The sequence below is a fragment of the Vibrio sp. 10N.286.48.F5 genome, assembly GCF_041469785.1.
GTDB classification, from domain to species: Bacteria; Pseudomonadota; Gammaproteobacteria; order Enterobacterales; family Vibrionaceae; genus Vibrio; species Vibrio crassostreae_C.
The window spans coordinates 148,480-161,001 of sequence record NZ_JBFRLG010000007.1; the positions used below are offsets into that span (position 1 = coordinate 148,480).

The following is a 12,522-nucleotide window of genomic DNA, read 5'->3' on the forward strand; positions in this document are numbered from 1 at the left end:
AAATAATAGAGAGTTACTCAGCTGCCATTTGCGCAAGCTTACGTTTAATATCAACGTTTAAGTTATTAACCCAACGGTTGTAATTACGGTGTATTTCACCATCGTCGTACTTCAAATTCTCTGATTCAACGTAAAGAATAGAGTAAAACTTATCACTATAAGGAATTTCAACCACAGCGTGGTGCGAACGAACATACAATTCAGCGCGGATCAAACCAGGCTTTATTTCTGAAACCAACCAGCCTCGATTTTCAGCAGATTCAGAAATAGCTGATTTAACCTGTTTACTTTGAAGATTCAGTGCAACTGGAGTATCCTCAACATTCATTACAGGTTGGACGCGTCCACATCCTGCAAGAACGAATATGAATAACATTGAAACTGCTATTTTTAGTAATTTCATTTAAATTCCTTATCTGTGTTTATTTATAAGCGCGCATAGTATTTAGTTAGACTCAAAGCAAATCAATACTCTATGTCAAATCAATCCCAATTAATGTCGTTTAATATTGAGAAATGGTCTGCAAATTCGGCTGGTCTCAATTCTGTTGCCCAATGGCAAGCGTGGAGCACTAATTTAGATTGGCCACAAGATGGCTCAACTGAATTTAAAGCGATCCCACCGATGATGCGCCGCCGAATGAGCCTACAAAGTAAATTGGCCGTTCAAACTGCATTGACACTCTTAAAAGACAACTCGATTGATTATCTGGTTTTTGCTAGCCGACATGGTGAGTTGCATCGAACCGCCACTTTGATTCAGTCGATATTAGAAGGTGACGATGCCTCACCAATGGCGTTCTCGCAGTCGGTACATAATACCGCAGCTGGTCTAACCACCATTGCCGCCAAAGCACCGATTCCACTGACTTCAATAGCCGCAGGGCAAGATACTTTCCATAACGCTCTGATCGAAGCTTATCTTTACCTTCATCAATATCCGTCGCATCGAGTGTTAGTTATCGATTTCGACCAACCTCTGCCCGAGCTCTACCAAGAGTACGAAACACAGAACTTTGCTGATTATGCGCTGGGCTTAGTGCTCACCGCTGGCAGTGAATACTCTATTACTAGGACAGTAGAAGCCAACCAAGCACCTTCCGTGTTACCACAAGGGCTACAAACGCTCCAACATATCTTATTGGGCGCAAATAAGTGGGCTATTGCTGGCAAGCACCAAACTTGGTCTTGGGTAAATAACACCGAGACAGGTCCACAATCATGAGCAAAATCGACCAATATTGGCGAGTATTCGCGACAGGGCTGTGCTTTACCATCTTTGGTCTAGGTGGCTTAGTATTAAGCTTCTTAATCTTACCGACTATCGCGCTAACCAATCCCAATACCATTAAAAGAGAGCTTAAAGCACAGCGATTAATCCGTTTCTCATTCAATGCGTTTTGCCAGATCATGAAGTTCACCGGAGCAATCGATTACCGAATTGATGGTGCAGAACTACTGCGTAACGACCGTAACTGCATTATCGTCGCCAACCACCCAAGTTTGATTGACTATGTGCTGATCGCCTCTAAACTTCCTCAATGTGATTGCCTCGTCAAAGCGGCCATTTGGGAAAACCCTTTTATGAAAAGGATTGTCAAAGCGGCAGGTTATATACCGAACCAAGCCCCTGACGATCTTTTAGAGCGCTGTGAAGAACGCTTCTCACGTGGCAATGTCATGCTGATTTTTCCCGAAGGAACTCGCACAACGCCAGGAATTGAACCATCCTTACAGCGTGGGGCGGCACAAATCGCGACTCGAACACAAACCGATTTACGCGTGATTCATATTACGGTTTCTCCGACATTCTTAACGAAAGAGAAAAAATGGTATCAAGTTCCTGCGTCGAAGCCCTTTTTTCATGTCGCGGTGAAAGGTAAAATAGAAGTCGAACCATTTATTGAAGGCTCAAATAATTTAACTTCGGCAGCAAGGCGCCTTAATCATCATCTTGCACAAACAATTTTCCCTTCCGAAGAAAACATTTAGCGTATCAATAACATAACAGGCGATATCGGCATTTCGAAAATACCTCATATAATGTAGAATCGCCCCCTTAAAGCAGCATTCAGATAAAGCATTAAGTAGGCCAAAGTGGAAACATTACACAACGAACTGAAACAACTGATCATCGACGCATTGAACCTTGAAGACATGAGCATTGATGAGATTGAAACGGAAGCTCCACTATTTGGTGATGGACTTGGACTAGACTCTATCGATGCCCTTGAGCTTGGCCTTGCTATCAAGAAAAAGTACAACATTGTTATCGATGCAGATGATTCAAACACTCGACAGCACTTTGCGTCAGTTGAAAATCTAGCGAACTACATCTCTTCTCAAACGAATAACTAGACAGATCTTTATGACACAAGCTAACCAACAAGAAGTATACAACCAGGTTAAAGATGCGCTTATTGAGCTGTTCGAGCTTGACGCTGAAGATATCACCCCTGAAGCTCATCTCTATCTTGATCTAGACCTAGACAGCATTGATGCCGTTGATTTGGTCGTTCACCTACAGAACGTCACAGGTAAGAAGATAAAACCTGAAGAGTTCAAAGCAGTGCGCACCGTTAATGACGTTGTCGAATCTGTGGTTGAACTATTGAAGGACGCCTAATGCGTCCTCTGCTGACTTTACTGTCGGCAATTATACTTTTCACTTATCCAATAGCGGTTTACTTTGGACTCAACAAGTTTGGCTTACAAACCGTTGGTATTGCCTTAGCCGCTATCTTTGCTGTACGCATTTTCACCGGCGGTCAGGCTAAAATCAAAGAGCTAAAACACCTAGCTTGGATCAGTGGAAGTGCCGGTATTGTTCTGCTGGCTTTAGGCTTAGCCTTTAAGCAACACGGCTGGCTAACCTATTATCCCGTTATCGTTAATGTTTGTATGCTGGTTGTATTCGCTTCGAGCCTATGGCAACCACAAACGATTATCGAACGTCTTGCTCGCCTTCAAGAGCCTGAACTTCCGCAAAGTGGCGTTGATTACACACGAAAAGTCACCAAAGTGTGGTGCTTGTTCTTTGTTATCAATGGCTCTATTGCCCTTTACACCTGCTTCCAACCGCTAGAAGTATGGACCCTATACAATGGCTTACTCAGCTATCTGTTTGCAGGGTTACTCTTTGCAGGAGAGTGGGTAGTAAGACAGCGCATTCGTCAGAGTTAAATTGTTATGACCCAAACCGTATCTTACACCTCGTTGTCTGAGCTTCTTAGCCAGGACAGAGCCCCTGAATCTATTGTCTGCTTTGACGACAATAGCGAGATTACGTGGCAAACATTTAACGACGACTTATCTCAACTCGTACAATTTTTGTCTTTATCCCCTTTTCAACGAATCGCGATTTGTACCCAAGACAGCTACCTATTTGCGGTGGCCTTTTTGGCATGTACAGCAGCCAACAAACACATCATCTTACCGGGCAACTACCAGCCATGTGCGCTTGCTGAGTTAAGTAAGCAGTTTGATTGCCTGCTAGTTGATAACTCGATTGGCGAAGTTGAGGTGAATGACGTTCGTAATATCCAAACCTTATTGGATTCAAACACTGAAGCACAAAAACCTCTAACCGAGAATCTTACGACCATTGATTTGGCAACAGTCCCATTAACTCTGTTCACTTCAGGTTCAAGTGGCACGCCAAAAGCGATAGATAAAACGTTAGAGCACCTCGATATTGAGACCGCTCAGTTACACAAGAACTGGGGTGAGTTACTCAAGGGAAACCAAATCCAAAGCACAGTTTCTCATCAACATATCTATGGTTTGCTGTTTAGAATCTTATGGCCACTATGCTCTGGTGTTCCATTTGCTCGACACAACCTTGAATACCCAGAACAGATCTTATCTCACGCAAATCAAAACTGTGTACTGATCAGCAGCCCAGCGCTACTTAAACGATTAAAGCATGAGACCAACAAGGTACAACTTGCAGGAATCTTCTCTTCGGGTGGTCCATTGCCTACCGAGTCGGCTCACCAGTCACGAGATCTGCTTGGTCATTTACCGATTGAAGTCTTTGGTAGCACAGAAACCGGTGGCATCGCATTTCGTCAGCAAGAGAGCGCTCAAACGCCTTGGCAGCTTTTTGCCTGTATTGAGGCTAGTCTCAACAGTGAGAGTTGCATTAAGTTATTGTCGCCGTACATCGATAAGAATAACTGGTATCAAACCTCTGATGAGTGCGAGATGGTCTCGGAGAATCAATTCATATTGAAGGGCCGAACGGACCGAGTGATCAAGATAGAAGAAAAGCGAGTATCACTGGTTGAAGTGGAAAAGCGACTGGAGCAACTGCCTTGGATAAGTGAGTGCGTGGTTATTCCATTTGAGGAGCCTGAGCGATTAATATTAGCCTCTGTTTTGGTATTATCAGATGAAGGCCAAGCCGCTCTATCGACCATGAGCAAAGGTAAATTCTGGTTGATGCTGCGTACAGAACTCAGAAAGTGGTTAGAGCCAATCGCAATCCCGAGAAAATACCGTGTTGTCGATGAGATCCCCCTCAACAGCCAAGGTAAGCGATTAACATCTCACATAGAACAGCTAATAAAATCATAGAAACCGCTGATCGTATTTTACACTGAGATTATCTTTTTATATTTTTGTCAAAGAACCAATATTTGCCCAAGGATTCTAAGCACGCCCTATGGATAAAAGAAAACCAAACATCATTGCTGTAGACACGGTAGAAAATGAATCGACCCTGACACTTCATGTTAGCGGAGATATCACCGACTTTAATGGGCACTTCAAGAGCTTCCCTATTCTACCTGGCGTCACGCAAATTGATTGGGCACTTCACTACGCAGTCCAAGAGTTAGGCGTTCCTGGTTTCTTTAAAGGAATGGAAGTCATTAAGTTCCAAGAGCCTATCCTGCCTGACGCTACAATCCAGCTATCACTCAAATGGGATGCTGACAAAGACAAGCTGAGCTTTAGTTACACATCAAACAACGGTGAACAGACCCACTCTTCAGGCAAAATGAAGCTGGGAGAAAAAAGTGAATAGCGCTCCCGTCGAGGCTACTTCTCAACACCACACAAAAGAAAGCAGCTACAAGGCTTGCTTCCTTATCCCGTGCTTTAACCATGGCGCAACCATGCCGGCTGTGGTGTCGTCACTTCATCATTTTGAGTTACCGATCATCATCGTTGACGATGGCAGTGAACTCACAACAAAACAGTTTCTGTCTCCCCTAGCAGAGAATTCAAACGTAACCTTGGTGACGCTTGAACAGAACCAAGGTAAAGGCGGCGCAGTAAAAGCCGGAATCAAAAAAGCGCAGCAACTAGGCTTTAGCCACGCTATTCAGATAGATGCTGATGGGCAACACGACCTGGAAGCCTTGCCAACATTGATTGAGGCCTCACAAGCTAAGCCACAACGTCTGATATCAGGCCAGCCTATCTACGACGACAGCGTACCCAAAGCAAGGCTCTATGGGCGCTACGCGACACATATCTGGGTATGGATAGAAACCCTTTCTTTATCAATTAAAGACAGCATGTGTGGCTTTAGAGCGTATCCTATCAACCAAACTCAAACTGTGTTGAATAAGTACGATGTTGGTTCGAGAATGGACTTCGATATCGAGATTTTGGTTCGCCTGTATTGGGAAGGTTGCGACATAGACTTCGTTGAAACGCGCGTTATCTATCCTGAGAACGGCATCTCTCATTTCGATGCGTTGTGGGATAACGTCAAAATCAGTTGGATGCATACACGTCTATTCTTCAGCATGCTGCCAAGAGCACCAAAACTGATTGCTCGCCATTTCAAATCCGATTCAGCTGATAATAACCCAAATTTATCGACTGATTCAGAGCCGCAAGCTTCTGAACAACCACACTGGTCCCGCACTCAAGAACGCGGCACAGTATTAGGCATTAAGCTGTTATTAGCCATTTATACCTTGTTAGGTCGCGGTGTGTTCAACCTCATTCTGCGTGGTGTGATGCGTTACTACCACTTGACGGGCCAGCGTGCGCGAAACGCTTCCGAACAATATCTATTCCAATTAAAAGCCTATGCGGAACAGCAAAATATTGAGCTCCCCGGAGAACTAACCAGTTACAACCATCTGCTTTCATTTGGCCATACGATGCTCGACAAGCTCGCGGCATGGAAAGGTGATTTCTCGGCAGATAACCTGACTATTCATGGCCAAGACCAGTTCGAGAGCATGGTGGCAAATAAGCAAGGTGTGCTAATCCTTGGATCTCACCTTGGCAATATTGAGCTGTGCCGAGCTTTAGGTCGCAGACACTCGAACATCAAAATCAACGCCCTGGTTTTTACAGAACACGCCGAACGTTTTAATTCCGTGATGAAAGCGGTTAACCCGCAGTCTGATTTAAATCTGATTCAGGTGACATCGATGGGGCCTGATACCGCTATCTTGTTACAACAGAAACTAGAGCAAGGCGAATGGATCGTGATTGTTGGCGATCGAACTTCCACCAGCAAAGAGAGCCGCTCAGTATGGGCTGAGTTCTTAGGTAAGGAAGCTCCATTCCCTCAAGGTCCATTTATGTTAGCCTCGGTTCTCAAAGCACCCGTATTTTTGCTGTTTGGGTTACGTGACGACTCACAATCTAAGCCGCATTTTAATGTCTATTTCGAGCATTTTAGCAACAAGATCGAGCTACCAAGAAAGACTCGCGAACAATCTTTACAGCAAGTCGTGCAAAAATACGCAAATCGACTTCAGCACTACACACTGCAAGCACCGCTTCAGTGGTACAACTTTTTTAATTTTTGGACATTGAGCAAGCACCATGACGAAAAAGAATCCAAATAGCATCACCTTTGGTGCCGAGCGCCTCACGATTGAGGATGTTGTCGCTATCTCACAAGGCGCAAAAGCCTCGATGAACACAAGTGAAGCATTCACATCTAAGATCGACCGTGGTGTCGCTTTCTTAGAACGCCTATTGAAAGAAGAAGGTGTGATTTACGGTGTAACGACGGGTTACGGTGACTCATGTACGGTTGCGATTCCGCCAAACCTAGTTGACGAGCTACCACTGCATTTAACACGTTTTCACGGCTGTGGTTTAGGTGAAATATTGTCTCACGAACAAGCTCGTGCAGTATTAGCAACGCGCCTGTGTTCGTTATCACAAGGTGTCTCTGGTGTGACTCACGATCTACTCAACCAGATCGTTACCCTAATCAACCAAGACATCTCACCACGCATTCCTCAAGAAGGATCGGTGGGTGCCAGTGGCGACTTAACGCCGCTATCTTATTTGGCTGCAGCCCTAATCGGCGAGCGCGATGTTATCTACAAAGGCGAAGTTCGCCCAACCAGTGACGTCTACAAAGAGTTAGGAATTAGCCCTATCAAACTTAAGCCAAAAGAAGGCTTGGCGTTGATGAATGGTACGTCTGTAATGACGGCATTAGCTTGTATCGCTTACAAGCGTGCGGAATATCTAGCTCAGCTATCAACTAAGATCACCGCTATGGTATCAGTCGGTATGCACGGCAATGACTTCCATTTCGATGAAGCGCTGTTTGCAGTCAAACCTCATCCTGGTCAACAACAAGTTGCTGCATGGCTGCGTGATGATCTGCAAGCGGATCGCCCGCCAAGTAACAGTGATCGCCTCCAAGATCGTTACTCTCTGCGCTGTGCTCCACATGTTATCGGCGTGGTTCAAGACTCTCTGCCTTGGCTACGCCAAATGATCGAGAACGAGCTAAACAGTGCCAACGACAACCCAATTATCGATGGTGATAATGAGCGCGTACTGCACGGTGGACACTTCTACGGTGGACACATTGCAATGGCGATGGATACGTTAAAAACTGCAGTTGCGAACCTTGCTGATCTGCTTGACCGTCAAATGGCTCAGCTGATGGACTACAAGTTCAACAACGGTTTGCCATTCAACCTAACGGGTGCTGAAGGCGAACGTAAGCCAATCAACCACGGCTTTAAAGCAGTACAGATTGGCGTTTCAGCTTGGACAGCAGAAGCATTGAAACACACCATGCCAGCAAGCGTATTCTCTCGCTCAACTGAGTGTCACAACCAAGATAAAGTGAGTATGGGCACCATCGCAGCTCGTGACTGTTTACGCGTTCTAGAGCTAACCGAACAAGTGGCAGCAGCGTCACTACTGGCGGGGACACAAGCACTCGAACTTCGTAAGCGCCACAATGAGCTTGATGAGCACCACATGAGTGAGAACCTCAAGCACATTCGCGACGAAGTGCTTAAGGAGTTTGAATTTATCGTAGAAGATCGACCACTTGAAGGCGATCTACGCCACTTCATTGCTCGTATTCAAAGTCAGCACTGGTCACTTTACTCATAAAGTAGCCAACCCTTTACGCAATATTGTTGAGAGCGATTTATGTCTGAAATCCTTCACCCATTACAATCTGAGGTGACGCTTATCACCTCATTCCAAGATGCCGACCCAATGGGCGTGATCTATCACGGCAACTACTTCCGATTCTTTGAAGAAGTTAGGCGCATCATGATGGATAAGATTGAGTACAACTACCATGAGATGAAGGATTCTGGCTACATGTGGCCTATCATCGATACCCGCGTGAAATACATTAAGGCGATACCGTTTAATCACAAGATTAAGGTAACGGCGAAACTCACCGAGTGGGAAAATCGCCTGCGCGTCGATTATGAAATTCATGATGCTCTAACCGGTGCTCGAATGACACGTGCTCACACCATGCAGGTTGCCGTCACCATCGAAGAACAAGAGATGTGCTTTGCCTCACCCAAAGTGTTTACTGACAAAGTCGAACACTGGCACCAATTTGGTTGCTTACCTCTAGCAACTGAACATCAAACACAAACCTCTAACCCACAGCAGGTGAACCATGAATCTGTTTAAACGCAGTCGCAAATACATCAATATCGCGCTAATTGGACTTACTGCGATGATGGCAAGCGGCCTTGTAAGCGCCAAAGAAAACTCTGCTGCTGTCAATTCTATTTCAGAGCTGCAGACGGTGCTCAGCGAAAATAGTATTGTGCGTGGTGAGTTCACTCAAACACGTAATATGGAGATGTTCGCCCAGCCTTTAACGTCACAAGGTACATTTCTGTTAGACAAATCAAGTGGCTTACTCTGGACACAAACCACTCCGTTTCCCGTGAACTTAGTGCTCACCGATAACAAACTGAGCCAAAGGTTTGCCGATCAACCCGCAAAAATCATCACCGACAAAGAAAATCCAATGGCGTTTTATTTCAGCCATATCTTCTTGTCAGTGTTTCATGGGGACACGCAAAAACTTCAGGAACAGTTCGCACTCAATTTTGAGCCCGCAACTAACACCAGCTCTGATGAAAATGTACAAGCATGGACACTGACTCTAAAGCCCAAAAATGCACCGATGAATGCGGTGTTTGAGGCTATCACGCTGCAAGGCAACAGCGATATTGAACGTATTGAGTTGAAAGAGATTCGTGGAGATAGAACAGTGATCGAATTCAGTCAGTTAAGCCATCTACCGGAAGTATTATCAGATGCTGAAGCGAAACAATTCCAACTCTAGTCTTGCCCTTGTTTGGCTTGTTGTTGTAATGCTGTTTAGCGGGTTGTTGACCAAACAATTCGCTTTTTCTTCGTCGGTACCGATTGAAAGCAACATTCTAAAGTTACTGCCCGAAAACCAGCAAGACCCAATGGTAGAGCAAGCCTTTCAGCAGATATCCAGCTCGATGAGCGAGCAAGTGGTATTTATCATAAGCGCTCCCGATATCGAACAAACCATGGTTGCGACCGACGCTTTTGAAAAAGCTCTCAACCAAAGAACTTTTTCAAGTCAGCCAACTCTGTTTAAGCAAGTTCAAGGTAAAATCAACGCCAGCACTCAAAGCCAGTGGAGCGATTTCTATTTTCGTCACCGATCTCAACTGCTGACCCAACAACAAAAAGAGACGCTGACACACTCGCCTGATTCGCGAGCTCAATATGTCATTCAGTCTCTGTACAATCCATTCTCAGGCGTCACTGCAGCAGAGTTATCTCTCGACCCATTCTTGTTATTTCGCGACTACATCAGTGCTATTGGCGTCCAATCAAGTAACTTTGTTCTGAAAGAGGGCTATCTCACGGCCCAGTCGAATGAGCAAACTCATATTTTAGTCACGGCTACTCTGGCGGACTCACCTTATAGCTTGGCGATTCAAGAACAACTTCCAGATCTTGATTCAATTGAGCGCGAGGTCGAAAAACAATTTGGCGTCAAGGTGCAGCATACTGGTGTGGTGTTCTACGCCAATTACGGTACCGAAAGCGCGAAATCAGAAATCAGTACCATTGGTTTGGGCTCATTGGCAGGCGTTATTTTATTGGTGTGGCTGACATTTCGTAGTGCGCTACCACTTGCCTTATCTTTACTCTCAATCAGTACAGGATTATTGGTTGCACTGGCAAGCACTGTCGCTATCTTTGGTAAGGTGCATCTATTCAGCTTGGTGTTTGGCGCTAGCTTGATTGGCGTATCCATCGATTACTCTTTTCACTATCTCACTGACCGTTTGGCCGCAGGAAGCCACTGGCAGAGCGATAAAGGCCTAAAGCATATTTTCATTGCCATCACTCTAGGTTTAATCACCAGCTTAATCGGATACTTAGGGCTACTGGTTGCGCCATTCCCAGGCTTGCAGCAACTGGCTCTGTTTTCGTCGATTGGACTGATCGCAGCTTACGCCAGTGTGGTGTGTTGGTATCCGGTTTTAGCGGCAAAACCAAGCCAAGAACGACCTCTTCCCTTATCGAAGCTTTGGCATACTTGGTTAAGCCTCTGGAGCAACCAAAAATTTAGAATTGGCTTACCATTAATAGTGACTGTCGTTAGTTTGATATCACTCAGCCAAATTCGCTACGACGACGATATTCGTCAACTTCAAGCGATGCCAGATCAACTCAAACAGCAAGAGCAAGCCATTACTGATATCTCAGGATTAGGCAGCGGTCAAAATATGCTGCTGGTGACCGCCAAGAGCGACCAAAAACTGCTAAAAAAACTGGCTGAGATCACCACGAGCTTAGATTCTTTGGTCGATAGCCAAGGTATCTCCGGATATCGCAGCATCAACCAACAATTGTTAAGCAAACAAGAACAACATGATAACTATCAATTGGTTGAACAACTCTACAGCCAGCAAAGCCATATCTTACAGAACACGCTTGGTTGGCCTACGTTTCCAGAACTACCAAAATTCGAAGCAATCACGGTATCTGGATTTTTAGAATCACCAGTGTCAGAACCTGTTCGACCACTTTGGTTAAAGCCGATAGACGGGCAAGCAGCGTCGGTCATTTTGATAAAAGACGTTACTGATGCTGAGCTGTTCTCACAGTGGTTGGAGTCAGATTTTTCTCAGAAGCAAGGTGTGAAACACCTCAATAAAGCGGATGAAATCTCCTCTCTTTTTGCTGAGTACCGCGTCAAGATTACCGAGCTGTTATTGATAGCATTGGCAGCTATTGGCATGCTGTTAGGCTGGCGCTATGGTGTGAAGCAAAGCCTGTTAATGCTGTTGCCTTCATTGATTGCAGGCGTAGCAGGTTTGGCGGTCACGGGCATTTTAGGCTCGACACTGAATCTGTTTAACCTGCTTGGACTGATTCTAATTTTAGGGATTGGTATCGATTATACCCTGTTCTTTGCTGAGCAAAAGAAATCACTAAGCACCTTATTGGCGATTACTTTGTCAGGCCTCACGACGTTACTCTCGTTTGGCTTATTATCGTTGAGTCAAACTCATGCCATTCATAGCTTCGGTGTTACCGTCCTAACTGGTATTTTCGTCGCGTGGTTGCTTTCTCCACTCGCGATCAACAGTAGTAAAAACGTAGAAGGACCAATTACTCGAGAGGCTTTTAGATGATCCAGACATTAAAGGTAACCTTCGCCATACTAGTGGGCATTCTAATGAGTGCCTGCTCGATGGTTTCTCAGCAGCCAAGTGGTGCGAGCGTGTCTATCGATCAAGACACCGATCTAGCACTACCACTGCCAGCTGAACTGGGATACTCATTAACAGCCAGTCAGTTGATTAGCGCTACGTGGGAAAATGATACACAGCAGCTTCCGGTTCAAGTCGAAGTCACACCAGGTAAAGTGGTTTTGGCGGGGTTCTCCTCTTGGGGTACTCGCATTCTATCGCTGCAATACCAGAATCAAGTAATTGATACGCAGGTTTTGTCTGGGCTTGGTGCAACTTTGCCACAACCTGAACAGGTGCTATTTAATTTAATGCTTACCTTATGGCCGGCTGAAGCATGGGCTCAGCCTTTACAAAGCATAGGTTGGCACCTAGTCGATACCGACAAAACAAGAACCGTATTTGATGAAAACCAACAGGCAATCATTCAAATTGATTACCAAACAGATCCTGGTACACACAAAACGGCAGGCGACATTGTTTTCAAACATTTGACCCTGGGCTACAACATCACCGTACAAACGTTGAACTCAACGATTGTCGACAATCCAAGTAAGAGTTGAAC

At 45.2% G+C, this 12,522-nt stretch carries 14 protein-coding genes; 13 read left to right on the plus strand and 1 reads right to left on the minus strand.

The features are described from left to right. Positions 1-13: 13 nt before the first annotated feature. Positions 14-403, minus strand: a complete 390-nt coding sequence (locus AB4185_RS07560) for a hypothetical protein (protein ID WP_017062271.1) — start codon at positions 401-403, stop codon at positions 14-16. Positions 404-475: 72 nt separating this feature from the next. Between AB4185_RS07560 and AB4185_RS07565 the strand changes: the two genes are divergently transcribed. The 13 genes from AB4185_RS07565 (at position 476) to AB4185_RS07625 (ending at position 12,520) form a co-directional block, all read left to right on the plus strand. Further along, a complete protein-coding gene (locus AB4185_RS07565; RefSeq protein ID WP_372135272.1) occupies positions 476-1,225 on the plus strand; it encodes a beta-ketoacyl synthase chain length factor in 750 nt (249 codons plus the stop codon). Then, positions 1,222-1,992 (plus strand): lysophospholipid acyltransferase family protein, encoded by a 771-nt coding sequence (locus AB4185_RS07570; RefSeq protein ID WP_372135274.1) that lies wholly within the window; start codon positions 1,222-1,224, stop codon positions 1,990-1,992. The genes AB4185_RS07565 and AB4185_RS07570 overlap by 4 nt, the downstream gene beginning before the upstream one ends. 105 nt (positions 1,993-2,097) lie before the next feature. Beyond that, positions 2,098-2,358 carry a phosphopantetheine-binding protein gene (locus AB4185_RS07575; protein WP_004736154.1) on the plus strand — a complete coding sequence of 87 codons (261 nt, stop codon included), beginning with the start codon at positions 2,098-2,100 and terminating at the stop codon, positions 2,356-2,358. Positions 2,359-2,368: 10 nt separating this feature from the next. Then, entirely contained in the window at positions 2,369-2,626 is a 258-nt protein-coding gene (locus AB4185_RS07580; protein WP_004739745.1) for an acyl carrier protein, read from the plus strand. Further along, positions 2,626-3,183: a septation protein IspZ gene (locus tag AB4185_RS07585; protein ID WP_017062274.1), complete on the plus strand. Its 558-nt coding sequence runs from the start codon at positions 2,626-2,628 to the stop codon at positions 3,181-3,183. The genes AB4185_RS07580 and AB4185_RS07585 overlap by 1 nt, the downstream gene beginning before the upstream one ends. 6 nt (positions 3,184-3,189) lie before the next feature. Further along, a complete protein-coding gene (locus AB4185_RS07590; RefSeq protein ID WP_017064141.1) occupies positions 3,190-4,578 on the plus strand; it encodes an AMP-binding protein in 1,389 nt (462 codons plus the stop codon). A gap of 88 nt (positions 4,579-4,666) precedes the next feature. Further along, a complete protein-coding gene (locus tag AB4185_RS07595; RefSeq protein ID WP_017062276.1) occupies positions 4,667-5,029 on the plus strand; it encodes a 3-hydroxyacyl-ACP dehydratase in 363 nt (120 codons plus the stop codon). After that, complete coding sequence (locus AB4185_RS07600; protein WP_017062277.1) at positions 5,022-6,821, plus strand: glycosyltransferase; 1,800 nt, start codon at positions 5,022-5,024, stop codon at positions 6,819-6,821. The genes AB4185_RS07595 and AB4185_RS07600 overlap by 8 nt, the downstream gene beginning before the upstream one ends. Then, a complete protein-coding gene (gene hutH / locus AB4185_RS07605) occupies positions 6,799-8,346 on the plus strand; it encodes a histidine ammonia-lyase (protein ID WP_372104567.1) in 1,548 nt (515 codons plus the stop codon). Before AB4185_RS07600 ends, hutH begins: the two co-directional genes overlap by 23 nt. Positions 8,347-8,385: 39 nt before the next feature. Beyond that, on the plus strand, positions 8,386-8,889 hold the full coding sequence (locus AB4185_RS07610) for a thioesterase family protein (RefSeq protein WP_017062279.1): 504 nt from the start codon (positions 8,386-8,388) through the stop codon (positions 8,887-8,889). Continuing rightward, entirely contained in the window at positions 8,876-9,556 is a 681-nt protein-coding gene (locus AB4185_RS07615) for an outer membrane lipoprotein carrier protein LolA (protein ID WP_372135276.1), read from the plus strand. Before AB4185_RS07610 ends, AB4185_RS07615 begins: the two co-directional genes overlap by 14 nt. Beyond that, positions 9,528-11,900 carry an MMPL family transporter gene (locus AB4185_RS07620; RefSeq protein WP_372135278.1) on the plus strand — a complete coding sequence of 791 codons (2,373 nt, stop codon included), beginning with the start codon at positions 9,528-9,530 and terminating at the stop codon, positions 11,898-11,900. The genes AB4185_RS07615 and AB4185_RS07620 overlap by 29 nt, the downstream gene beginning before the upstream one ends. After that, positions 11,897-12,520 (plus strand): DUF3261 domain-containing protein, encoded by a 624-nt coding sequence (locus tag AB4185_RS07625; protein ID WP_029235408.1) that lies wholly within the window; start codon positions 11,897-11,899, stop codon positions 12,518-12,520. The genes AB4185_RS07620 and AB4185_RS07625 overlap by 4 nt, the downstream gene beginning before the upstream one ends. Positions 12,521-12,522: the final 2 nt, after the last annotated feature.